19 protein-coding genes are annotated in these 23,837 nt (G+C 59.6%); 10 read left to right on the top strand and 9 right to left on the bottom strand.

Features of this window, described 5'->3' with window-relative positions; all coding sequences use genetic code 11:
* The first annotated feature begins 1 nt into the window (after position 1).
* The 6 genes from PHF15_RS10170 to PHF15_RS10145 are packed head-to-tail and all read left to right on the top strand — an operon-like array spanning position 2 to position 8,264.
* Positions 2-1,699 (top strand): hydrogenase maturation protein, encoded by a 1,698-nt coding sequence (locus tag PHF15_RS10170; RefSeq protein ID WP_300120843.1) that lies wholly within the window; start codon positions 2-4, stop codon positions 1,697-1,699.
* Entirely contained in the window at positions 1,696-3,150 is a 1,455-nt protein-coding gene (locus tag PHF15_RS10165; protein ID WP_300120841.1) for a sigma-54 dependent transcriptional regulator, read from the top strand. Before PHF15_RS10170 ends, PHF15_RS10165 begins: the two co-directional genes overlap by 4 nt.
* A gap of 16 nt (positions 3,151-3,166) precedes the next feature.
* Positions 3,167-4,360, top strand: a complete 1,194-nt coding sequence (locus PHF15_RS10160; RefSeq protein WP_300120839.1) for a nickel-dependent hydrogenase large subunit — start codon at positions 3,167-3,169, stop codon at positions 4,358-4,360.
* Positions 4,361-4,374: 14 nt separating this feature from the next.
* On the top strand, positions 4,375-5,376 hold the full coding sequence (locus PHF15_RS10155) for a HupU protein (RefSeq protein WP_300120837.1): 1,002 nt from the start codon (positions 4,375-4,377) through the stop codon (positions 5,374-5,376).
* Positions 5,377-5,390: 14 nt separating this feature from the next.
* A complete protein-coding gene (locus PHF15_RS10150) occupies positions 5,391-6,887 on the top strand; it encodes a nickel-dependent hydrogenase large subunit (protein WP_300120836.1) in 1,497 nt (498 codons plus the stop codon).
* Positions 6,888-6,905: 18 nt separating this feature from the next.
* The gene (locus PHF15_RS10145; protein WP_300120834.1) at positions 6,906-8,264 is read left to right on the top strand and encodes an ATP-binding protein; all 1,359 of its coding nucleotides are present in this window, start codon (positions 6,906-6,908) and stop codon (positions 8,262-8,264) included.
* Between the two features lie 77 nt (positions 8,265-8,341).
* On the opposite strand, the gene icd is transcribed toward PHF15_RS10145, so the two are convergent.
* Positions 8,342-9,595, bottom strand: coding sequence for an NADP-dependent isocitrate dehydrogenase (icd, locus tag PHF15_RS10140; protein WP_300120832.1), 1,254 nt, complete (start codon positions 9,593-9,595; stop codon positions 8,342-8,344).
* Between the two features lie 59 nt (positions 9,596-9,654).
* Here icd and PHF15_RS10135 point away from each other — a divergent pair, with 59 nt between their 5' ends.
* The 3 genes from PHF15_RS10135 to PHF15_RS10125 all read left to right on the top strand — a co-directional run bounded on the left by PHF15_RS10135 (position 9,655) and on the right by PHF15_RS10125 (position 11,001).
* A complete protein-coding gene (locus PHF15_RS10135; RefSeq protein WP_300120830.1) occupies positions 9,655-10,065 on the top strand; it encodes a hypothetical protein in 411 nt (136 codons plus the stop codon).
* A gap of 67 nt (positions 10,066-10,132) precedes the next feature.
* Complete coding sequence (locus PHF15_RS10130) at positions 10,133-10,585, top strand: DUF192 domain-containing protein (RefSeq protein WP_300120829.1); 453 nt, start codon at positions 10,133-10,135, stop codon at positions 10,583-10,585.
* Positions 10,585-11,001: an RNA-binding S4 domain-containing protein gene (locus PHF15_RS10125; RefSeq protein WP_300120827.1), complete on the top strand. Its 417-nt coding sequence runs from the start codon at positions 10,585-10,587 to the stop codon at positions 10,999-11,001. The genes PHF15_RS10130 and PHF15_RS10125 overlap by 1 nt, the downstream gene beginning before the upstream one ends.
* 50 nt (positions 11,002-11,051) lie before the next feature.
* Here PHF15_RS10125 and PHF15_RS10120 read toward each other — a convergent pair whose 3' ends face one another.
* Positions 11,052-11,519 carry a winged helix-turn-helix transcriptional regulator gene (locus PHF15_RS10120; RefSeq protein WP_300120826.1) on the bottom strand — a complete coding sequence of 156 codons (468 nt, stop codon included), beginning with the start codon at positions 11,517-11,519 and terminating at the stop codon, positions 11,052-11,054.
* Positions 11,520-11,627: 108 nt separating this feature from the next.
* On the opposite strand from PHF15_RS10120, the gene PHF15_RS10115 reads away from it, so the two are divergent.
* The gene (locus PHF15_RS10115) at positions 11,628-12,962 is read left to right on the top strand and encodes a D-amino acid dehydrogenase (protein ID WP_366520602.1); all 1,335 of its coding nucleotides are present in this window, start codon (positions 11,628-11,630) and stop codon (positions 12,960-12,962) included.
* Between the two features lie 63 nt (positions 12,963-13,025).
* Here PHF15_RS10115 and PHF15_RS10110 read toward each other — a convergent pair whose 3' ends face one another.
* The 7 genes from PHF15_RS10110 to PHF15_RS10080 all read right to left on the bottom strand — a co-directional run bounded on the left by PHF15_RS10110 (position 13,026) and on the right by PHF15_RS10080 (position 23,831).
* Positions 13,026-14,774, bottom strand: coding sequence for an alpha/beta fold hydrolase (locus PHF15_RS10110; RefSeq protein ID WP_300120824.1), 1,749 nt, complete (start codon positions 14,772-14,774; stop codon positions 13,026-13,028).
* A gap of 274 nt (positions 14,775-15,048) precedes the next feature.
* Positions 15,049-16,332: a hypothetical protein gene (locus PHF15_RS10105; protein WP_300120822.1), complete on the bottom strand. Its 1,284-nt coding sequence runs from the start codon at positions 16,330-16,332 to the stop codon at positions 15,049-15,051.
* A 26-nt stretch (positions 16,333-16,358) separates the two neighbouring features.
* Positions 16,359-16,706 (bottom strand): hypothetical protein, encoded by a 348-nt coding sequence (locus PHF15_RS10100; protein WP_300120820.1) that lies wholly within the window; start codon positions 16,704-16,706, stop codon positions 16,359-16,361.
* A 228-nt stretch (positions 16,707-16,934) separates the two neighbouring features.
* Positions 16,935-19,913 (bottom strand): type I restriction endonuclease, encoded by a 2,979-nt coding sequence (locus tag PHF15_RS10095; RefSeq protein ID WP_300120818.1) that lies wholly within the window; start codon positions 19,911-19,913, stop codon positions 16,935-16,937.
* A 2-nt stretch (positions 19,914-19,915) separates the two neighbouring features.
* The gene (locus PHF15_RS10090) at positions 19,916-20,437 is read right to left on the bottom strand and encodes a hypothetical protein (RefSeq protein WP_300120816.1); all 522 of its coding nucleotides are present in this window, start codon (positions 20,435-20,437) and stop codon (positions 19,916-19,918) included.
* A 2-nt stretch (positions 20,438-20,439) separates the two neighbouring features.
* On the bottom strand, positions 20,440-21,774 hold the full coding sequence (locus PHF15_RS10085; protein WP_300120815.1) for a restriction endonuclease subunit S: 1,335 nt from the start codon (positions 21,772-21,774) through the stop codon (positions 20,440-20,442).
* Positions 21,771-23,831: a class I SAM-dependent DNA methyltransferase gene (locus PHF15_RS10080; protein ID WP_300120813.1), complete on the bottom strand. Its 2,061-nt coding sequence runs from the start codon at positions 23,829-23,831 to the stop codon at positions 21,771-21,773. Before PHF15_RS10080 ends, PHF15_RS10085 begins: the two co-directional genes overlap by 4 nt.
* Positions 23,832-23,837 lie beyond the last annotated feature (6 nt).

The following is a 23,837-nucleotide window of genomic DNA, read 5'->3' as shown; positions in this document are numbered from 1 at the left end:
CATGCGTATCCTGCTGCTCACCCACGCCTTTAACAGCCTGACTCAGCGCCTGGCGGCTGAACTGCGCCAGCGCGGTCACCTGGTGTCGGTTGAATTCGACATCAGCGACTCGGTGACCGAAGAGGCTGCTGCGCTGTTTGCGCCTGACCTGATCGTGGCACCTTACCTGCGCCGGGCCATCCCGGAGTCGGTCTGGTCGCGCCATGTGTGCCTGATCGTCCACCCCGGCGTGGTGGGCGACCGTGGCCCTTCAGCGCTGGACTGGGCCATTGACGCGGGGCGAAGGGATTGGGGCGTGACCGTGTTGCAGGCCGAGGCTGAAATGGATGGCGGGCCGGTCTGGGCCAGCGCCAGTTTGGCCATGCGCCCCGCCACCAAGGCCAGCCTGTACCGCCACGAAGTCACACAAGCAGCCACAACTGCGGTGTTGCAAGCGGTGGAATGCTTTGCCGCCGGCAACTTTGTGCCACAACGCCCGTCAAGCAGTCAGTGGCAGCCGCTGATGAAGCAAGCCCATCGTGCCATTGACTGGCAGCAGGACGACAGCGCCACGGTGCTGCGCAAGATCGACGCAGCAGACGGATTCCCCGGCGTGGTTGACACACTGTTTGACCAGCCCTGCCATGTGTTTGATGCATGGCCCGAATCGACTTTGCGCGGCGCACCCGGCGAGGTGCTGGCCCAACGCGAAACCGCCTTGCTGCGCGCCACCATTGATGGCGCCGTCTGGATCGGCCACGTCAAGCGGCCAGGCAGCATCAAACTGCCCGCCACCTTGGCGTTTGCCGAAGAAGCGGCGGTTGTGCCGCACGCACTCCTGCCCGATTGGTGGCGCGCAGCGGCCCCCACCTGGCAAGACATTGCCTATGAAGAGTCTGGCGGCATTGGCTTCTTGCACTTCGAGTTCTACAACGGCGCCATGTCAACGCGGCAATGCGAGCGGCTTCGCGATGCCTTGGTCTGGGCCAAACAGCGCCCCACGCGCGTGCTGGTGCTGCCAGGCGGGCTCGACTTCTGGTCCAACGGCATTCATCTGAACGTGATCGAAGCTGCCAGCCTGAGCGGCGGCTCGGCCGCTGACGAATCCTGGCACAACATCAACGCCATGAACGACCTGGCGCTCGAACTCATCACCACCACGCAGCAAATCACGGTGGCTGCCATCGGCGGCAACGCGGGTGCGGGTGGCTGTTTTCTGGCGCGCGCGGCCGACCTGGTCTGGGTGCGCGACGGGGTCATGCTCAACCCGCATTACAAAAACATGGGCAATCTGTATGGCTCGGAATACTGGACCTACCTGCTGCCGCGCCGGGTCGGGCAGAACGCTGCCCAAGCCATCATGCACAACCGCCAGCCGCTCACGGCGCATGGCGCGCTGCAGCTTGGCCTGACCGATGCCTGTCTGAGCGGCGACGTGAGCGCCTTTCGCGCCGACGTTGCGGCCATGGCTGCCCGGCTGGCAGCCGCCCCCGACCTGCCCGGGCAACTGGCTGCCAAGACCAAATCCCGCGCGCGGGACGAAGCCGCCAAACCGCTGGCGGCCTACCGCAACGAGGAGATGGCCCACATGCACCGCAACTTTTATGGCTTTGACCCCAGCTACCACGTGGCGCGGCACCACTTTGTGCAGAAGTCACTCGCCTCCTGGACCCCACGGCACCTGGCCCGGCACCGGGAACTGGGATGGAAACTGCCATGAGCCCGGCCCGCGCGCCCCTGTCGGTGCTGGTGGTCGATGACGAGTTGCGCTCGCTCGAAACACTCAAGCGCACGCTGGACGAATATTTCACGGTCTTCACCGCCAATTCAGCGGATGAAGGCATGACCGTGATGCACAACGAGTTGGTGCAGATTGTGGTGTCGGACCAGCGCATGCCCGGCACCTCGGGAGTGGCGTTTTTACGCGCGGTGCGCGACCGGTGGCCCGACACCGTGCGCCTGATTTTATCGGGCTACACCGAGGCCGAGGACATCATCACTGGCATCAACGAAGCCGGTATCTGGCAATACCTGCTAAAGCCCTGGCACCCCGACCAGTTGCTGCTCACGCTGCAAAGCGCTGGCGAACTGTGGCGCTTGCAGCAGGAAAATCAGCGCCTCACGCTGGAGCTGCGCACCCACCCCGACAGTCTGGCGCTGCGCGTGGCCGGCTTGCGTCAACAAGCCAGAGCGCTGGCCGGTTTTGACAAGCTGCTGCGCACCCCTGACAGTCCGCTCAATGCCGTTTGCACGCTGGCACAGCGCATTGCGGGGCACGATCTGTCGGTGCTGATCACCGGCGAATCCGGCACCGGCAAGGAACTGCTGGCGCGCGCCATCCACTACGCCAGCGCCCGTGCCGAACAGCCTTTTGTGGTGGAAAACTGCGGCGCCATGCCAGACACACTGCTCGAGAGTGAACTCTTCGGCCACAAGCGTGGTGCGTTTACTGGTGCCACCGACTCGCACATCGGCCTGTTTCAGCAGGCCGATGGCGGCACGCTGTTTCTGGATGAAATTGGCGAGACCTCACCCGCCTTTCAGGTCAAGCTGCTGCGCGCGCTTCAAGAGGGCGAAATTCGCCCCGTGGGCAGTGCGCGCCCGGTGGCCGTCGATGTGCGCCTGATCGCCGCCACCAACCGCAACCTGGAGCTTGATGTGGCCAGCGGCCGCTTTCGCGAAGACTTGTACTACCGCGTGGCCGGCATCACACTGTATTTGCCGGCGCTGCGCGAGCGCGCCCGGGACATCCCGCTGCTCGTCTCCGACCTGCTGAAAAGATCCCCCTTGATCGGGCGCAGCCTCTCAAGCGAGGCCTTGGACCTGCTCAACCGCCACAGCTGGCCCGGCAATGTACGCGAGTTGCAAAACGAGATTCGCCGCGCCATGGCAATCAGTGATGGCGCCGTTCTGGGGCCAGAGCTGTTGTCACCGCGTATCCAGCATGCGGCTCAAACGCTGGCCGTCGAAAGTGCTGCCAATGAGGTGGCCGACGAGGCCATTGCCGACACCTCCGGCCAGCTCAAACATCACCTTGAGCGCTTCGAGGCGCAAATCGTCAAGGAGTCCATGCTGCGCCACAAGGGCAACAAGACCCATGTTGCTGAAGAGTTGGGGCTGACGCGGGTTGGCTTGCGCATGAAGTTGATGCGGCTTGGCCTGAACCATTAAGGCGACGGCACCGATCATGGCACCTGCTGCGTCCAACCTGCCCGGCAGCAACGCGCTCGCTGGCGAGTACCAGCTCCGTCCCGGCGCCAGGCCTGGCGTGATGGGTCAGCGTCCGGTGCTCGGCACTGGCCGACTCGGACAGTTGTTGCGCGGCCAGCGCGGCGATGATGTTGTACGCGGATTGGGCAGCGTCTTTACCCTGTGCGCCCATGCCCATCGGCAGGCGGCGGTTTTGGCCTTGGCTGCCGCGCAAAGGCAAACACCATGCGGCAATGCGGCCCAGCCCCCCGTTGCGCTGTGGCTGGAAACCGCGCGCGACCACCTGCGCAGCATGGCGCTGGACTGGCCACAACGCCTGCCTGAAACGGGTGTCGCAGGTCCCGATCTGAAATGGCTGCGCGACTGTCCGCTGCCTCTGGTCGCCAAGCACGCGCCCACCGATGCAGCGGCTGCGCTGAATCAATTGGGCCAACTGCGCGGCTGGCTCGAAGAACACATTCTGGGACAGTCCATCGGCCAATGGCAGCGAGATTGCGCTACACCAGAAGCCTTTGCCGACTGGTGCCAAAGTCAGGCAACCCGTTTGCCGCCGGCCCGGTTTTTAAGCGCTTGGCAGCCACTCGCCAGCCGCCTGCAGTTGCCGGCGCGCTGTCTGCAGGTTCTGCATCAGGACCTCACGCTGCAAAACCGGCAATTGATCGAACTGGCGCAGGCCATGGTGCACCAGAACGGCTTTGTGCAGCAGCCCACCTGGCACGGCCAATGCGCCGAGAACGGCCCCTGGGCGCGGCTGCGCCACGGCCCCCAGCCAGAGGGCGCGCTGCGCAGTGCCTGGTGGCGCCTGAGCGCGCGCTGGCAGGAATTGTTGGCGCTGGCCCAGGCCGCTTCGGATGCTTCGGATGGCCCGGATGCCACTGGCGCCGGGGGCATGCTGTCAACAGGTGCCCTGTGGCTGGTCCAAGGCCAGGCGCTGGGCTGGTGTGAAATGGCGCGCGGCCTGTTGCTGCACTGGGTGCTGCTGGACGCCGAGGGCGGCGTGCTGGATTACCGCGTGCTGGCACCCACCGAGTGGAACTTTCATCCGCAAGGCGCGCTGGCTCAGGCGGTAGCGGCGCTGGCCACCGACGACCAAGCGTCCGCCGCCATGCTGGCAGCCGCCTTTGATCCTTGCGTGAACTGCACCGTGTTTGGCGCTACAGTGGCAAACTGAAAGGGATCAAGATCATGGGGTTTAACGTGTTATGGCTTCAATCGGGCGGCTGCGGCGGTTGCAGCATGTCGCTGCTATGCGCCGACACGGCAGATTTTCCGGCACTGCTCAAAAGCAGCGGCATCCACCTGCTGTGGCACCCCAGCCTGTCACTCGATAGCCAACAAGACCTGCTTGGCCTGTTGCAAGATGCCTTGAGCGGGCGCACCCGCATTGACGCGTTGTGCATCGAGGGCGCCGTGCTGCGCGGCCCCAACCGCAGTGGGCGATTTCACCTGCTGGCCGGCACCGACGTGCCCATGATGCACTGGATCGAGCAGCTCGCAGGCGTGGCCAAGCATGTGCTGGCGGTGGGCAGTTGCGCCGCTTGGGGTGGCATCAGCGCCAGCGGCAGCAACCCCACCGATGCCTGCGGCTTGCAGTATGAAGACGAACAAATCGGCGGCCAGCTCGGTGCCAATTTTTGCGCCCAGGGTGGCCTGTCAGTGATCAATGTGGCTGGCTGCCCGACCCACCCCGGCTGGGTCATCGACACGCTGATGCTGCTGGCTGCGGATCAGTTCGACGCGAACGACCTCGACCCGCTGGGGCGGCCACGCTTTTATGCTGACCAGTTGGTGCACCACGGCTGCCCGCGCAATGAGTATTACGAGTACAAGGCCAGCGCCGCCCAGCCCACCGACCTGGGCTGCCTGATGGAAAACATGGGCTGCAAGGGCACCCAGGCGCACGCCGACTGCAACACCCGTCTCTGGAACGGCGACGGCAGTTGCCTGCGCGGTGGCTTTGCCTGCATCAACTGCACCGCACCGGGTTTTCAGAGCCCGGGGCACGCCTTTCACCTCACACCCAAACTGGCAGGCATTCCGGTGGGGCTGCCCACCGACATGCCCAAAGCCTGGTTTGTGGCGCTGGCATCGCTGTCCAAAAGTGCCACGCCCAAACGCGTCAAGATCAATTCGCGCAGCGACCACGTGGTGCTACCGCCCGTCTCGCGCAACACGCGGCAGCGCTAAATGAAGGCTTCAGCATGACCCGCCGCCTGGTTCTGGGACCTTTCAACCGCGTCGAGGGCGACCTCGAGGTACAGCTTGACGTGGCCAATGGGCGGATCAGAGAAGCCCATGTCAACGCCCCGATGTTTCGTGGTTTCGAACTGATGCTGGCGGGCCGCGATCCGATGGACGCGCTCACCATCGTGCCGCGCATTTGCGGCATCTGCTCGGTGTCGCAGTCGGTAGCCGCAGCGCGGGCGCTGGCCGATGCCTGTGGCGTGGTGATGCCGCCCAACGGCGTGCTAGCCACCAATTTGATGTTGGCCTGCGAAAATCTGGCCGACCACCTGACGCATTTTTATCTGTTTTTCATGCCCGACTTCACCGGCCAGGCGTACCACGGGCGCGCCTGGCTGGCGCAGGCGCAGCAGCGCTTTGCTGCCTTGGCGGGCAGCACCACCGGCGGCGGCCTGCACAGCCGCCAAGCGCTGGCCGCGCGGGCGCGCTGGTTCGAACTGATCGGCACATTGGGCGGCAAATGGCCGCACACCGGGGCCATTCTGCCGGGCGGGAGTTCACGCGCCATCGAAACCGCCGAGCGCGTGCGCCTGCTGGCGCGTGTGCGCGAGATGCGGGCCTTTCTGGAGCAAACTCTGTTCGGCACGCCACTCGAAGAAGTGGCCGCGCTGGACAGCCTGGCCGCACTCCAGGGCTGGCGCACCCGCGCCGCAGGCAGCGACCTGGCCCTGTTTCTGGACATCGCCGATGACACCAGCCTGAACCAACTGGGCGTCGGCCCGGGCCGCTACCTGAGCTATGGTGCCTATGCTCTTGCCGACAGCGGTCACGCTTTTGCGCGCGGCGTATGGGATGCTTCCCACCAAAAAGTGTTGTCGCTCAATACCCATGACATCACCGAAGACCCGCGCCATGCCTGGTACGCCGAAGACGCCAGCGCTGCCGCCTTGCACCCGATGGTTGGCAGCACGCTGCCACAAGCCGACAAAGCTGGTGCCTACAGCTGGAACAAGGCGCCGCGTCTGGGCGGACAGGTACTGGAGACTGGCGCCATTGCGCGCCAGCTGGTGGACGGCCAGTCGCTGATCCGCGCCGCCGTTGCAGCGCACGGCGGCTGCGTCAGCACCCGGGTGCTGGCACGGCTTCTGGAGATGGCGCGCATCGTGCCCTTGATGGAACAATGGTTGTTGGCCTTGCAACCGCACGCGCCGTTTTTTCAATCCCATGCGCTGCCCGACCAGGCCCGGGGCACCGGCCTGACCGAGGCCGCGCGCGGTGCGCTGGGCCACTGGCTGCGTATTGAAAAAGGTCGCCTCAGCCACTACCAGATCGTAGCGCCCACCAGCTGGAACTTTTCGCCGCGCGATGCGGCTGGCACGCCCGGTGCGCTCGAAACCGCACTGGTCGGCGCTCCCATGGACAGCACCGTTGACGACGCTGACAACAACACCAGCGTGGCGGTGCAGCACATTGTGCGATCGTTTGACCCCTGCATGGTTTGCACCGTGCATTGACGCAAGAGGCCTCGAACCATGCCTCAGCGCCCGCCACCCAACCTGCAATTGCCACCCGCAGACCTCGAAGGCGTGGGCGACGACACCTGGCTGGACGTGATCCACAAGATGGAAGAGGTGTACTCGAAGCTGGTCAGCGACGAGGTCGAGCTGGAAGAAAAAAACGCCCAGCTGGAACAGTCGCAACAGTTCATCTTCAGCTTGCTCTCAAGCATGAGCGACGTGCTGATCGCCTGCAACCAGGATGGCCTGATCGAGGAATCCAACGCCGCCCTGTGCGAGCTCGTGGGCCGCAGCGAACAAGACCTGCGCGGCACCCCGGTGCCTGATCTGCTTGCCGATGCGCAAAGCGTGCAACGCTGGCAGTTGGCCATGTACCACGCGGCCGCGCACGAAGTGGCCGTCGTCGAGCTCAATTTGCGCGACGCTCATGGTCTGCCGGTACCGGTGGACATGAGCTGCACACCGCGCCACAACAGCACCGGGCGCCAGGTTGGCAGGGTGCTGGTAGGTCGCCCGCTGGGTGAGATCAAGCGCGCCTACCACCAATTGCGCGAAGCGCACGACGCGCTGAAACTGGCGCAGCAACAACTGCTGCACTCCGAAAAAATGGCCTCGCTTGGCCGCCTGGTGGCTGGTGTGGCGCATGAGCTCAACAACCCGATCAGCTTTGTGCTGGGCAATGTGCACGTGCTGCAGCGCTACGGCTCACGCCTGGGCCGCTACTTGGAGGCCTTGCACCAGCTGGACCTGCCCACGCCGGTGCAGGCCTTGCGCCAGGAATTGCGCATTGACGCCCTGCTCAAAGACCTGCCATCGCTGATGGAAGGCACCCTCGAGGGCGCCCAGCGCACGGCGGACATCGTCAACGGACTGAAACGCTTTTCAAGCGCCAGCCAGGGGGAGGTCACCCAGGTCGAGCTCAACGCGGTAGTGGAACGCGCCATTCACTGGGTGCAAAAAGGCACGGCACCCCATTTTGAAATCCACTGGACGCGCGGCCCCGATTGCTTCGTCAGCGGCAACGCCGGGCAGTTGTTGCAAGTGATGATGAATTTGATCCAGAACGCTGCGGATGCCACCAGCGCCAACACGGCTGCCGACGCTGCCAGGGCGGCGGCACCGCAACTGTGGATCAGCTTGGTGCAACAGGACGGACAGGTGCAGCTGCGCTTTTCCGACAATGGCCCGGGCATCGCGCCGGCGCATTTGTCGCACATTTTTGACCCATTTTTCACCACCAAGAGCGTCGGCAAAGGCACCGGACTGGGGCTGTCGATCAGCTACGGTCTGGTCGAGCAACATGGCGGCCGTCTGGCCGTCGCCAATTTGCCGCAAGGCGGCGCCGAGTTCACATTGATATTGCCCCGCGCATAAGCCAAAGGCAAAAAAACCCTCGACGGCCTGCGCGCATCGGGGTTGCATCAAGCCGCCGCAGGCGGCCTGGATCCCTCTTACATGTTGTCGATCATCACCTGACCGAACCCGGAGCAGCTGACCTGGGTCGCACCGTCCATCAGGCGGGCGAAGTCATAGGTGACCTTCTTGCTCTTGATCGAGCGCTCCATCGACTTGATGATGGCATCGGCGGCTTCAACCCAGCCCATGTGGCGCAGCATCATTTCGGCGGACAGGATTTCAGAACCCGGGTTCACATAGTCTTTGCCAGCGTACTTGGGCGCGGTACCGTGGGTGGCTTCGAAGCAGGCCACGCTGTCGGACAGATTGGCACCCGCCGCGATGCCAATACCGCCCACCTGGGCGGCCAGCGCGTCAGAAATGAAGTCGCCATTCAGGTTCATCGTGGCAATGACGCTGTAGTCGGCCGGACGCAACAGGATTTGCTGCAGGAAGGCATCGGCAATACAGTCTTTGACCACGATGTCCTTGCCCGTTTTGGGGCTCTTGAACTTGCACCACGGGCCGCCGTCAATCAGTTCCGCACCGAATTCTTTTTGCGCCAGGGCATAACCCCAGTCACGGAACGCGCCTTCGGTGTATTTCATGATGTTGCCCTTGTGCACCAGGGTCACATTGGGCTTGTCGTTGGCAATGGCGTAGTTGATCGCTTGGCGCACCAACCGCTCGGTGCCTTCGCTCGACACGGGCTTGATGCCAATGCCCGAGGTGTTGGGGAAGCGGATTTTGGTCACGCCGAGCTCGTCCTTTAGAAACTTGATGAGTTTCTTGGCCTTGTCGGATTCGGCTTCAAATTCGATGCCGCAATAGATGTCTTCGGTGTTTTCACGGAAGATCACCATGTTGGTCTTTTCCGGTTCCTTGACCGGGCTGGGTACGCCTTCGAAATACTGGATGGGGCGCAGGCAGACGTACAGGTCGAGTTCCTGACGCATGAACACGTTGAGCGAGCGAATACCGCCGCCCACAGGGGTCGTCAATGGACCTTTGATGGACACCACATATTCGCGCAGGGCATCGAGGGTTTCAGTCGGAAACCAGACATCGGGGCCATATACCGTGGTGGCTTTTTCACCGGCATACACTTCCATCCAGTGAATTTTTTTCTTGCCGCCATAGGCTTTGGCGACAGCAGCATCGACCACCTTGATCATCACCGGCGTGATGTCAAAACCGGTGCCGTCACCCACGATAAAAGGAATGATCGGCTGGTCTGGCACGTTCAATGAGTTGTCGGCATTGACGGTAATTTTTTGGCCTTCTGAGGGCACCTTGATGTGCTGATACATGGACTTGAGTCTCCGGTAGTTGATCGATGATCGAGGCAGGCCAGCGATCAAACTGACCCGTGTTTTTTAAACTTTTTAATTCTAGTCTCAATAAATTACCGAAAGCTGTCAACCAACTGGCCCACCGACGCGTTGTGGTGCTACCTTCATCAATTAGAAGGTTTTTTTGTAATAACGTTATCTCAAGGAAATTGGAAATGAACAAACTTCTCGCTGCTCTGGTTGCTGGTCTTTTTGCTGCTGGCGCGTTCGCTCAAGCAGCTGCTCCCGCTGCACCTGCCACTCCTGCTGTCAAGGCTGCTCCCGCTGCTGCGCCTGCTACCCCTGCTGTCAAGGCAACTCCCGCAGCACCTGCCTCCGCAGCCAAAGCCGAAGCCGCTCCTGCTGCCAAGGCATCTGCTGCCGCCAAGCCAGCCAAAAAGGCCAAGAAAGCCAAAAAAGCTACTGTCAAGGCATCTGCTGCCCAGTAATCAGACCAAGCAGGTTTGACGCACATGCCCGCTCGCGCGGGCATTTTTTTTGAGTCAAAATCAAGCCATGACACCTATATTGACCCGTCTTTTGATCTTCGCCCTGCTGTGCTGCAGCAACAGTTATGCCCAAGGCACGCCCCAAATGAACTTGCCACGTGTCACACTCACGGCAGGCATGTATCTGGTGGACACTCAGGTGGCGAGCACGCCGGAGCAGCGCGCCACCGGCCTCATGTTTCGCAAGCAGATGGCAGCCGCTGAAGGCATGCTTTTTGTCTTTGAGCAGCCCAGCGAACAATGTTTCTGGATGAAAAATACCCTGTTACCCTTGACTGCCGCCTTTGTGGCCGACGACGGCACCATCGTCAACCTGGCCGACATGGCGCCGCAAACCACCGACTCCCATTGCTCGGCCAAACCGGTGCGCTTTGTGCTGGAAATGAACCAGGGCTGGTTTGCCCAAAAAGGCATCAAGGCGGGCTTCAAGCTCAGCGGCCCACCGTTCAAGTCCCATTAATGGACCGCCTGCGCATTGACAAGTGGCTGTGGGCGGCGCGTTTCTACAAAACACGCACGCTGGCCAGCGAAGAAATCGACAAGGGTCGGGTCCAGGTCAACGGCGTGGCCGTCAAGCCGGCACGTGAGCTCAAGGCGGGCGACAACGTGCTGCTGCGCAACGGGCCCATCAGCTGCACCGTGACCGTGCTGGCGCTCAGCGACAATCGCAGCCCGGCGCCGGTTGCCGCGTTGTTATATCAAGAAACTGAAGATTCCATCTGCCAGCGCCAGCAGGCGGCCGAACAGCGTCGGCTGGCGCCCGAACCGGCCCTGAGTCTGAGCCAAGGCCGCCCTACCAAACGCGACCGCCGCGACACCGAGCAACTGCGCCAGCACGACTGGGACGAACGCTGGAGCGCCAGCCTTAAATCCTGATGTTTGTGGGTCAGACCACTCGCGCAGCGACGTGCTCTGACCCCAACTGATTAGAACGTAATGTTCATGATGGCGGTGTCCTTGACTTCCTCCATCACCACGTAGCTGTGCGACTGCGAAGGCACCGGGATTTTTTGCAGGATGCTGCTCAGCAGGTCACGGTAATCAGGCATGGCATTGAGCCGCGCTTTCACCAGGTAGTCAAAGTTGCCTGAGACCAGATAACACGACATCACCTCGGGCATGTGCAACAGCGCCTTGCGCACCTGGTCAAACACATCGCCCGACTTGGTGGTGAGCGTGATTTCGACAAACACTAACAAGGTTTTGCCAACCGATTTGGGATCAACCTGGGCGTGGTAGCCGGTGATGACACCATTGCGCTCCATGCGCCGCACGCGCTCGGCGCAGGGCGAGGTGGAGAGCCCGATCTGCTCGCCCAGGTCTGTCATCGAGATGCGGCCTTGGCGCTGCAATATGTCGAGTATTTTTTTGTCGATGCGGTCGATTTCAGCCATTTTTTTGGTTTGAGTCTGATTTTTCAGTTGGAGTTTGTATTTTCTTCTGAAATTACGATTTAATACAACAAAATTTGCTGCTGATACCACTCTAAACTTCACGAATCAATCGTTAACAGTGAGGTTCGCATGAAAGTTGTTGTTTTGGGTGCTGGGGTGATCGGCATTTCAACGGCTTACGCCCTGGCACGCGCCGGGGCCGAGGTCACCGTGCTGGAGCGTCAGCCCGGTCCGGCGCTCGAAACCAGCTTTGCCAATGCCGGCCAGGTTTCGCCCGGCTACTCGACACCCTGGGCCGCCCCCGGGATTCCACTCAAGGCACTCAAATGGCTGTTCCAAAAACATGCGCCGCTGGCCTTGCGCGCCGACGGCTCGCTGTTCCAGTTGCGTTGGCTGGCGGGCATGCTGGCCAACTGCACGCCGGCGCGCTACGCCGTGAACAAGGAACGCATGATGCGGGTGTCGGAATACAGCCGCACCTGTCTACAGCAACTGCGCCTGGATACCGGCATCGAGTACGAGCAACGCACCGGCGGGACGCTGCAGGTGTTTCGCTCCCAGGCGCAACTCGATGCCGTGGCGCGCGACCTTGAGGTGTTGCGTGCCTGCGGTGTGGCGCATGAGGTGCTGGACCGTGCCGGGCTGGCCCGGGTGGAACCCGCGCTGGCCCACACGCAGGACCGCTTGCTGGGCGGCCTGTGGCTGCCCCACGATGAAACCGGTGACTGCTTCATGTTTGCCCAGCAACTGGCCGAGAAAGCACGGCAGTTGGGGGTGCAGTTCCGCTACGGCGTCGATGTCAAGCAGCTGCTCATCGACGGCCAGAGCCTGCAAGGTGTGCAACTGGCAGGACCTGAAGCAGAAGTCCTCAAGGCCGACAAGTATGTGCTGGCACTTGGCAGTTACACACGCCAACTGTTACTTCCACTGGGTCTGAACCTGCCGGTGTACCCGGTCAAGGGTTATTCGTTGACCGTACCTTTGCTCGATGCCAGCCTGGCACCGCAATCGACTGTGCTGGACGAAACCTACAAGGTGGCGATCACCCGCTTTGACCATCGCATCCGTGTCGGCGGCATGGCCGAGTTGTGCGGTTTTGACCTGAGCCTGAATCCCAAACGCCGCGCCACGCTGGAAATGGTGACCGCCGACCTGTTTCCCGGCGGCGACCTGCCCAAGGCGGAATTCTGGACCGGCTTGCGCCCGCAAACGCCGGATGGCACACCCATCATCGGCGCCACCCGGCAGTACCCCAACCTGTTCTTGAACACCGGCCACGGCACCTTGGGCTGGACCATGGCGAGCGGCTCCGGGCAATTGTTGGCCGACCTGATCACCGGCCGGCAACCCGCCATCAGCACCGAGGGTCTGGCGCTGGACCGCTACAGCCCGTCCACCCCGATACGCAGCCTGCCCAAGCGGGCTGTCAGCGCCACCGCCTGAGTCCATTCAAAGGCACTCGCGGCGAGGGCACCGCTCCCACGGAGGCACCGCTAAGCTCAATCGCTATTTTTCCAGCACATAGGTGCCCGGCGCATCCGCCAGCGCCGGGAATTTTCGGCTGGTGGTGGCATAGGCTAGCACCATGTCACCGGTGCGCGCATGCAGCCAGGCGGTCCAGTCGGGCCACCAGCTACCCTGCTTCTTCTCGGCCCGGCTGAGCCACCGTTGCGCGTCATCATTGGCCTTGGGGTCGGCCACCCAGTAATTCCGTTTTGGCGGATTCACCGGCGGGTTGACGATACCCAGAATGTGCCCTGAGCTGGACCGAACAAAGCGCACCGGGGTCTCGGGATGAATGTCGCGGCGGATCAAATAACACTGTTGCCAGGGCGCAATATGGTCCTCTTCGGCGGTCACCGCATAGAGTGGCTGGGCGATGCGGTTCAGGTCGATCGACTCGCCGCCAATGCTGAGCGCATCACGCTTGACCAAGTTGTTGTTCAGGTACATCTCGCGCAGGTAGTAAGAATGCATGGCTTGCGGCATGCGCGTGGTGTCGGTGTTCCAGAACAGCACGTCGAAAGGCGGCAGTTGCTCACCCATCAAATAGCTCTTCACCCAGTAATGCCAGATCAGGCTGTTGGAGCGCAGCAGGCGGAACGCACTCGCCATCTCCTCACCATCCAGATAGCCCTTTTTGGCCATCAGGTCCTCCAGCGCGCTGATGCAGGCTTCGTCAATAAACACCTCGATCTCGCCGGGATGCGAAAAATCGGTCAGCGAGGTCAGCAGCGTCCAGTGCGCGACCGGCACCTGGTCTGCGCCATAGCGCTTGTTGGCCCAGGCCATGTAGGTGGCCGCCAGCGTGCCACCGATGCAATAACCCACCAGATGCACCTGCGGCACCTTGCAGAATTCGGTGGTGGCATTGACCAGCGCGTTGATGCCGTCTTGCAGGTAGTCGTCAAAACGAACGTCACGCATGTCGGCGGTCGGGTTTTTCCAGCTGCTGATGAACACCGAAAAACCCTGGTCGGTTAAATGCTTGACCAGGCTCTTCTTTTCGGTCAAGTCAAGAATGTAGAACTTGTTGATCCACGGCGTGACGATCAGAATGGGCATGGCGCGCACCTGTTTGGTGGTGGGCGCATAGTGGATCAGCTCCACCAGCCGGTTGCGAAATATCACCTTGCCGGGCGTGGTGGCCAGGTCCTCGCCCACGACAAAGGCATCGGGCTCGACCATCTGGATGTTTTTGGCGGCCACGTCACGCAAGAAATTCTTGAAGCCTTCCTGCAGGCTCTCACCGTTGGTTTCAATGGCGCGGGCCATGGCCTGCGGATTGAGCCAGAAAAAATTGGTGGGCGCCATCTTGTTGAGCCAGTTGCGCTGCCAGAACGCGGCTTGGCGGCGCGCGTGACCGGACAAGCCGGGTGTTTCCAGGCAGATCTTTTGCAGCCGGTTGGAAAACGTCAGATACCATTCCTTGAGGATGTCCCAAGGAGCCGACTCGGTCCAGATCGGATCGGCAAAGCGGGCATCCGCGGGGTTTTGTTCATACACCTCGTGGGCAGGCATGCCGAGCATGTGCCGTGCGGCGTGGTCATAGAGTGCAATCACGTCGGCAGCGACATCGTCAACCGCCCGCATGAAATCCTGCGGGTGCAACATCAAGGCCACCTGTGCGTTGATCTGGGAAGACACAATGCCGAAAGGATCGACCTGTTTGTTGACGGCGCGAATGGCCGCTTCGAGCGGTGCCAGGCTCGCGCCTTCAACCCCTTCCATGTGCGCAATTTGACGAGTGAACATGATGAATGACCTCCAGTTGTCAGGTCGAACATGCTACACCGCAGGTCCAAAAAAAAACCCACATAAATCAATACATGGGGTTTATTCAACGGAGTCGTTCACATCATCCCCTGCAACGCGCATGAATGCTAGGTTTCAAGATTAGATTGTTTACCAATACCCCCATAAATACCCCCAATGAATTTGGAGGCACACTTTCTGTCAGCCTAAGTGCAGTTTAGCGTCCAACAATCGACAACAAAAAATATTGCTTTGTTGCGTCAATCCAACTTGACTACTTCGCACCTGACTGATTTGCTTCACTCTGCCCAGCAGCCCTGAATTCTTCATAGGCCTTGTCCCAATCCACGTTGGGGAATGCGTCTTTGACTGACTCCAGAAAGTCATCACGGTTCAAGGTCTCGAAAGTCACGTCCTTGTAACGCTCGTCAAGCTTCATTTCTTGAATCAAAGACTCAGCAGTGGGGAAGACCCGATCCAACTCACCGTTGAGCCACTTTTGCGCATTTGCTACGGAAATCTCCCCGCTGACCGATTGTCCGAGCAGTGCATCAGGCTTAGCCTCAATGACACGCGCTTGGTAGTAAGCCACTATCTGTGTGCGCGATTCATCGAGGTGCGTCTGGAGCCCGGCAGCAACTGCCTTTTGGTGCGTCTCCAGCTTGGTGCGGAATTCTGTCAGTCTGGCAACCAAATGCGGCTTGGCTGCTTTCAACACGACCCGCCCATGATCCTTGCCCAGTGAGGGCGTGAAATTCTTGCGAATCTCGTTCAGTGCATCTTCCAGCGGTTTGGACGACAGCTTGCTACCCTTCTCGATCAATTCAAAGGTGGTGCGCAAACGGGTTTCCAGGTCTTTGCTGCCTCCCAACTTCTGGATGCTGAGTGGAATCGCCATGCGGTGGCGCTGGATGGCCGCGCCGGACAGACTCAGCTCCACATACTGCAAATACGGTTCAAACACGCGCACCTGCCGCGCCAGGTCAAAGCGCACCGGTGGCACCTCTTTAAGGCTGGTTGCTACATCGGTCAACTGCGCCGCCGTAATGGGTGCCGACACCACATCCACGGTCAAGGCTTCGATGTGTTGTTTTGCCTCTGGCGTTTTGGCCTGGGCCACGGCAATCGCTTTGGCTGCCGGTGACAGCCTCGCCAGCGCCTGTGCCACCTGTTCGCCCGACATGCGCATTGCGTTGGACGCAGCGCCATCGGAGGGCTCTGCTTCCAAATACAACGCCGTGGGTGTGAATATGTAGCCCTCGTTATCCACCACAACCAAAGCGGTGCGCAAGCCGGGTGAACTTTGCACCGCAATACCAGCGTCAAGCAACAGGGTCACCGCGCCAATGTCGCCATAGCCCATGCGCATGACGCGGTCGTCAAAATCCAGACTCACGGTGAGCATTTCTTTGCCTAACCGACCAGCCGTCTCCACCATGGCCTGCGCCAAATCCAATTGGATACCCGGTGCGGCGTAACACACGGCATACTGCGCACGCCGAACTTGGTCGGCAATCCGAACCGGCGACAAAGAACAAAAAAGTGCATTGGCGTTCATGGGTAACCTTTGGATAAATGAACCGTTCAGTCGCCAAGATGAAACCATTCATCTTCGGTCAAGCCGCGCAAAAACACCGCGACCGCCTCCAGTTCGCCATGCTCGGCGGCCCACTTGATGTGCTCCGCCAATCGAAGCATTTTTAGGAGTGCAGGTGTGTCATACCATGCGCCAAGAATCAGCGGCAACGGCGGTTGCCAGCCAGACCCAACACGGCTGCGATTTGGCAACAACTCCCAGAGCGCGCTCCACCGCTGTGGCATGGGGCAAACGCGCGAGTTCTCGCGGCAATAGGCCGTCAGACTTGCAGTCGATTCGATTGCATTGAACTGTTTGTCGGTATCTTGAGGGTTTGTAGTCATGGTGTCAGTCAAGATCATGATGGATGGTTTTGGCGTTACTGCTCATGACTTATCAGCACCAGAGCTTTTGCCGCCCGTCTGCCGTCGAAAACGCCACCGTAAGGGGAGGTCAATTTGTCGCCCCCCTTTGAACGTCATTACCCAAATCGGGTGCGCGCCTCCGCGTCTTCTGCCAACACTCCGCCGGATCGCCGGCGCCGGCACGATGGCGGCGCACTTCAGCATGATGCTCGTTAGCCATCAGCCCTTCTTCTTTGGTGGACTTTTCGAGCGCCCCTCGACATACCACTCAAACAGGCGGGCAAAGAATTCCTTCGACACTTCGTCGTCTTCGCTAACTTTCTTGTAGAACTTGAAGTTATCGTTCACCAGGTCTTCAAATGCATCTTTAGCTACCTGCTGGAAGGTAGCTTCCACAGCGTGACGCGAGCCGTTCTTGAGCTGCTGCTGTAATGCCTCGTCTTCCCCGATCTTCTTTTCGAGGTGTTTGATCACCATGACCTCATCTTCGGTGAACGAGGTATTGAAACGCGTGTTTAGGTCTCCAATGATCTTCGAGAGCGCCTCGTACTCTCCGTCCGTCAAGGTGGCTCCACCGCCGTAGTTGAGCGGATCAACCTTCGTTTCACCGCGCTTCAGTCCAATATCCTTTTTGTCGTTCTTGCGCACGGCGAGCTTTTCCATGTCCACCATGCCAAGCACCTCCAGCGGCAACTCGCCCTTCTTGGCAGGCAGCTTCGGCAGCAGGAACCGCAGGAACACGTAGAGTTTTTCCAGCCCAACATCTCGGAGCGGAACAAGGTGTGAGATGAACGAGTAGAGCTTCACGAAATCCCGCGCCTTGGACTTGTAGTCCACTTGCTCTTCTTCGGCTTCCTTCTTCCACTTCGCTGCCACCAGATCGACGGCGGCGTGGAGCTTGTCAATCTTCGGCTTATCAACAAACCAAAGCTTGGCGAACGCCTCCACATCTGCCGCCTCATGAATGGCGAATTTATCGAGGTCGGTGCGGATGTTGTAGAGCTGGTGCGGGTCGGTCTCCTTTGAAAGCGTGATGCGGTCGTAAAACGGCTGAAATCCCTTCTCTATGTCCTCGGCGCTGTTTTCAAAGTCCAGCACAAAGGTCTCTTCCTTGCCGGCCATGGTGCGGTTCAGTCGCGAGAGCGTCTGCACGCACGCCACGCCGCTGAGCTTCTTGTCCACATACATCGCCATCAGCTTGGGCTGATCGAAGCCGGTTTGGAACTTGCTTGCCACGATCAGGAAGCGGCAGTCGTCCGCCTCGAACCGATCCGCCGTCGCCGCTTGGGGGAATCCGTTCATCTTGGCTTCGGTGTATTCCTTGCCGTCCTTGGAATCTTTTACCACGTCGGTGAACGCCACCAGCGCCTTGAATGGACTGCCGATGGATTTCAAATAGGCATCCACGGCCAGCCGGTATCGCACTGCGTGCAGCCGCGAGGAAGTGACGATCATCGCCTTGGCTTTGCCGCCCAGCTTGGCGCTGACCGACGTTTGAAAGTGATCCACGATGATGGCCACCTTCTTGGCGATGGTGCGCTCGTGGCGGCTGACGAACTGCCTGAGCAGGGTCTTGGCCTTGACCTCATCGACCCTGGGATCGTCCTTCACCTTCTTTAGCAGCTTCCAGTACTGGTCATAGGTGGCGTAGTTCTTTAGAACATCGAGAATAAAGCCCTCCTCGATCGCTTGGCGCATGGTGTAGAGGCTGCAGGGCTTGTAAGTGCCATCCGCCTGCCTAGTGCCGAACTGTCGCAAGGTCTCGGGCTTGGGTGTGGCGGTGAATGCGAAGTGGCTCACATTCTTTTGCGGGCCGCGATGCTTCAGCTCCTCCAGAATCCGATCCTCGACAGTCTTCTCCTCTTCGTCGTTCTGCTCGTCTTCCGAAGCATAGGACAACACTTTTTCCACCGCCTTGGCACTGTCACCACCCTGCGAGGAGTGCGCTTCATCCACGATCACCGCAAAGCGCTCACCCGGTAGCTCACCCATGCTGTCCATGATGACGCCGAACTTTTGCAGCGTGGTGACGATGATGCGCTTGCCGTCTTCCAGCGCCGTCTTGAGATCCTTCGCGGTCATTCCGTCATCGGCGGCGATGTTGACCAGCATGCCCGGGGTCTCGATCACTTGCTTCAACGTGCGTTGCAACTGGCGGTCGATGACCCGCCGATCCGAGATCACGATCACTGAGCTGAACACCGGTTTGCCGTCCGGCGTGTGCAGGGTGGCCAGGCTATTGGCCAGCCAGGCGATGCAGTTGGTTTTACCGCTGCCGGCGCTGTGCTGGTTTAGGTAACGCCGACCGGCCCCGTGCTTCTGGGCGTCGGCGCCCAGCTCGCGCACGCAAGTCAGTTGGTGAAAGCGCGGGAAGATTTGCCGTTGTTTGCCGGTTGGCCGGCCCTTGTCATCCAGCACATCTACCACGCGGATGAAGCGCTGGATCAGGTCGAGGATGCGCGGCTTCTGCCAGACATCCTGCCACAGGTAACTGGTCGCATAGCCGACCTTGCAGGGCGGATTGCCCGCACCGCCGTCCGCGCCTTGATTGAATGGCAGAAACTGGGTTTTGGCGCCGGCGAGTTCGGTAGTCACATAGACCAAATCATTGTCCACGGCAAAGTGGGCGAGGCAGCGCTTGAAGCGGAACAGCGGCTCCTTGGGGTCCCGTGTGGCTTTGTATTGCTTCAGTGCGTGAGTCACATTTTGCCCAGAGATCTGGTTCTTCAGCTCGATGGTGAAGATGGGCAAGCCGTTCAGAAAAATGCCCATGTCGAGCGACTTCTCGTCTTGATCGGAGAACTTCACCTGCCGCTGCAGGTGGAGGAGGTTTTCTTTATAGAGCCGCCGGCTTTCCTCGGCCACCGGGTTGGTTGGCTCGAAATAGCAAAGGTCGAAATGCCCACCGCCGTGAATGTCGAAGCCTTTGCGCAGGGCGTGCAGCGTGCCTTCCTTGTCCACCACGTCCTTAATGCGCTTGAGCAGGTTGCGCTTGGCCTGATCCAGATCATCGATCAGCTCGCAGTAGTCGGCCCACTTCTTTGTTTGTGTGGCGCGGATGAACTGGATGACCGTTGCAGGCCGCAGGCACAGTGCTTTGTCGTAGTCGTCCTGCTTGGCGCCGAAGAAGCCATGCGACTTCAGCAATACATCTTCGATGTGTTCTTCAAACGTGTATTCAGAAGTGATTTTGGCCATGGTTAGTTCCGGGGTTGCGTCGCAGCGACGACCGGCTTTGGAGGTCTGTTTAGTTTTCTGACTAACGCGGTAACTTTATTAAAGAGTGGCACCCCAGCTTCTGCGGTGGCTTGTGCTTCTCGCAGCCGTGCTTTCCAATCCTTGGGGTCATCCTCAACAAGTTTGGCCATTTGATGAAGCGCTTCATTTCGACGATTGGCCCATGCTTTAATGGCTTCGTAAACGGACTTCGCCTCGTCGCTCTCATTAGATAGGGCGCTGCATAGCTCCTGGGTCAGTTTCCCAAGCGTGGAAAACTCTCGTTTATTGACTCCTTGTTGGTGAAGCCAAGCCAAACGCGCTTCAAGCCGATCAGCCATCATGCTTTCGAGCAGCGCAATGGACTCAAGCGGATAACGATGTTCAATAGCATTGTTAATTCGGGTAATTGCATTACCGTAAAGTCTTCTCCTGGCTTGGGCCGGACCCGACTTGGGGCCGGCATTTACGGCGCGGACCTTTTTCAATTTTGCTGCACTTGTCATGATTAGTTTTCTGTTGGCTGACACACATCAATCTGACCGGTGACGGCGGCAGAGATTAGCGCGGTGCGGCGTTCTTGTAGGAGGACGATGGCGCGTTGGGCTTCGGCGGTGAGTGCGTAGAATTTGGATAGCTCCTTACCAAGAAACGAAGCGACTTCCTTCTGCCGTGCGAGTGGCGGGAAACAACCCAACACGCGAACGAGATTCTGAATCGAAAGCCTTGGAAGTCCGGCGCCTTTTACAAAGGATTCGACTTGACCCGCGACGATACCCGATTGGCAAAGATAGTTTAGGTAATCGGGATCAAGAGTCTTTGCTTTTGGACGGATGATGATTAGTGACGATGCAACAACAAAGTCGCGGTCCTCTTTCACAACAACGGTCCGTCCAATTGTTCCATCTTTGCTGAAAAGCACGTCCCCAACCAAGGGCTTGCAGCCAGTCCTAACTAAATACGCGAAGCTTTCCTCCGAAGTTCGTAAGCAGTTGTCGAAGTCGATCAAATCATCTGATGTATCCTTCGTAGAGACAAATGGATAGATGCCGTTCACCGTATCCGGCGATATGTGCGCGCCATCCGTAATGGTTTCAGCGTAGTGCTTTATTGAGGCAATCTCCCACCCCTCCGGCACATCGCCGAGCCATTTGATGCCGGAAGGCTTCATTGGGGCGTTGGGGTTGATGCCTTTGGTGACGGCGTGGGAGATGACGGCCTGGCGCTTTTCTTTCAGCAGTTCCATCAACCGCCGCTGCTCCGCCACCAGCTTGTCAATCTTCCCAGTCTCCCGGTCCAGAAACTGCGCAATGGCGGTTTGATCATGGTTTGCTGGAGTGGGGAGCTGAAAATTTTTAAGAAGAGAAGTTGAAACACCACCTATCAATCCTGTTAATGAGAGTCCAAATTTGTCTTTGAAATTCTGAGTTTGAGAAAAATAGAATCTAAATTTGTTGTTTTGCTTCGATGAGAAACAGCACAGTTTATTTACAAAGCAAACATCGTGATTAAGCAAAGCCACTTTCCTACCCGCGCTTCCTCCCTCGATGCATAGAAGAAAGGTGCCACTTTCGGCTACTTTCAGATTGCATTTTTCTTTGGGAATTTTGAGTCCATTTTCATACTGAACCTCATGGGTTTCCAAATCTATATCCTTTGAAGATATATAAGGGAACGATTCAGGGTCGGTGCTTTCATACAACACCTTTTCAGACTCGTTTAGGCTGTTCCCCGTATAAATGAGAGTTGAGTATTTCAAGGGCTTTACGTCCCAATGCACCGGCACATCCCCCAGCCATTCCACCCCGCTGGCCTTGTATTTCGGATAACGCGGGAAGCTCATTGGGTCAGCCCTCCGATCATCGTGAGGATGCGGTCGGTGACAGCCTTCAGGTCGGCATCGATCGCGCTCAGGGGTCGGGGCGGCTGGAACACATAGAAGTGCCGGTTGAACGGGATCTCGTAGCCGACGCGCCCCACCTGGCCGTCCTTGTCGTCGCAGTAGGCGGAATCAATCCACGCATCAGGCACATGCGGTGTCACTTCGCGGGCAAAGTACGTTTCAATCGACTCCTTGAGCGGCACATTCTCGGTGTCGTTCAGGTCGGTGTCGGGCTCGGGGTTGCCGTCGCTGTCGCGGCAGATCTCGGCGGCGTCATCGCGCTCGCCGATGCCACCCAGAATGGCTTTGAGCACGGGGGCTTTGAGCTTCAAGCCCGCCTTCTTGAGCGTGGCCTCCAGTTCGGCGGTGAACTTGTCGCGGCAGATGAAGGTCTTGCCCGCGAGGATTTGCAAGGCGGCGCGGACCTCCGCTTGCAGGGCGAGGCCCTCTCTCTCCTCCCGCTTCTGCTCGGCAGGGTCTTTCTTCTTGCTCACCGCCAGATTCTTGAAGGCCGCCTGTGCATCGAGACGGGCGAGCGACTCGGCATTGACCTCAAAGTGCAGCTTGAGCGGGCGCAGCACCTTGATCTCGCGGTAGCCGAAATCGGTGGTGTCGAACATCTTGACATGCGGGCCAGGCTCGCGGTCCTTGACCAGCTTGAGGATGGCCTGCTTGTGGGTGTCGGTGATCTCGCGGCGTTTGCTTCCGAGACTCTTGGACATGCCCGACCAGAATTGCTCTCCCGAGGCATCCACCAGCATAACCTTGCCCTTGTGTTTGGCAGGTTTGCGATTGCTGAGCAGCCAGATGTAGGTGCCGATGCCGGTGTTGTAAAAGATCTGCTGCGGCAGGGCGACGATGGCCTCCAGCCAGTCGTTTTCCATGATCCAGCGGCGGATTTCCGATTCGCCCGAGCCCGCGCCGCCGGTGAAGAGCGGCGAGCCGTTAAGAATGATGCCGATGTAGCTCTGGGATTCCTCCGGGTCGTTCATCCGGGCGATGAGGTGCTGCAAGAAGAGCATCTGGCCATCCGACTTGCGCGGCAGACCAGCTCCGAAGCGGCCATCGAAACCTCGTGCCGCCTCAGCGGTGACGGCGTCGTAGTCCTTGCTCCACTCGTAGCCGTAGGGTGGATTCACGAACTGGAGGTCGAAGCGCATGTCCGAGAGCTGGTCGTTGGAGAGAGTGCTGCCGAGCTTGATGTTTTCCGCGTCCTTGCCCTCGGGCTCCAGAATAAGCATGTCGGCGCGGGCGATGGCCCAGGTGAACGGGTTCAGCTCCTGCCCGTAGAGAAAGACCTTGGCCTGCGGGTTGATCTGAAGAACGTGCTCCTTGGTGATGGAGAGGATGCCGCCGGTGCCGCAGCCGCAGTCATAGACCGTGCGGGTGACGCCCTCGGTGCCTGCCAGCTCGGTGTCGAGCATGAGCACCAGATCCACCATCAGGTGGATGGCATCGCGGGGCGTGAAGTGTTCGCCGGGGTTTGCGTTTAAGGATTCGTTGAACTTGCGCAGCAAGTGCTCGAAGACATAGCCCATCGCGTGGTTAGACATGGAGGAGGGCCGCAGGTCCACCTTGCTCTTCTCATTGAAGCGCTCCATGAGCAGGTAGAGCAGGTTGACCCGACCGAGGTCGCGGATAGTGTCATCGAAATTGAAGGCGGCGAATATCTCGCGGACATTGGGCGAGAAACCCATCACATACTGGCGCAGGTTCAGCGCCAGATTGGCGTCATCGTGCAGTAGGCTTTCGTAGCTGAACTTGGAGGTGTTGTAGAAGGCGTAACCGGCAGCGCGGCACAATTGCCCGTGGCGGTTCTCAAGGCCCTTCTCCTTCAGCGTGTGCTCGGTCTCTAGCACCTTGGCCTTGGTTTTCTCCAGGGCGTAGTCCAGACGGCGCAGCACGGTGAAGGGCAGGATGATCTTCTGGAACTCGCTTTTCTGGAAAGCACCGTTGAGGAGGTCGGCAATCGCCCAAAGGAAGCTGACGACGGGGTTGAATTTGGAGGTGTCGTTCATGGTAGT

It is taken from the genome of Rhodoferax sp., assembly GCF_028689295.1.
Taxonomy (GTDB): domain Bacteria; phylum Pseudomonadota; class Gammaproteobacteria; order Burkholderiales; family Burkholderiaceae_C; genus Rhodoferax.
This window is presented reverse-complemented; position numbering and strand designations above follow the sequence as displayed.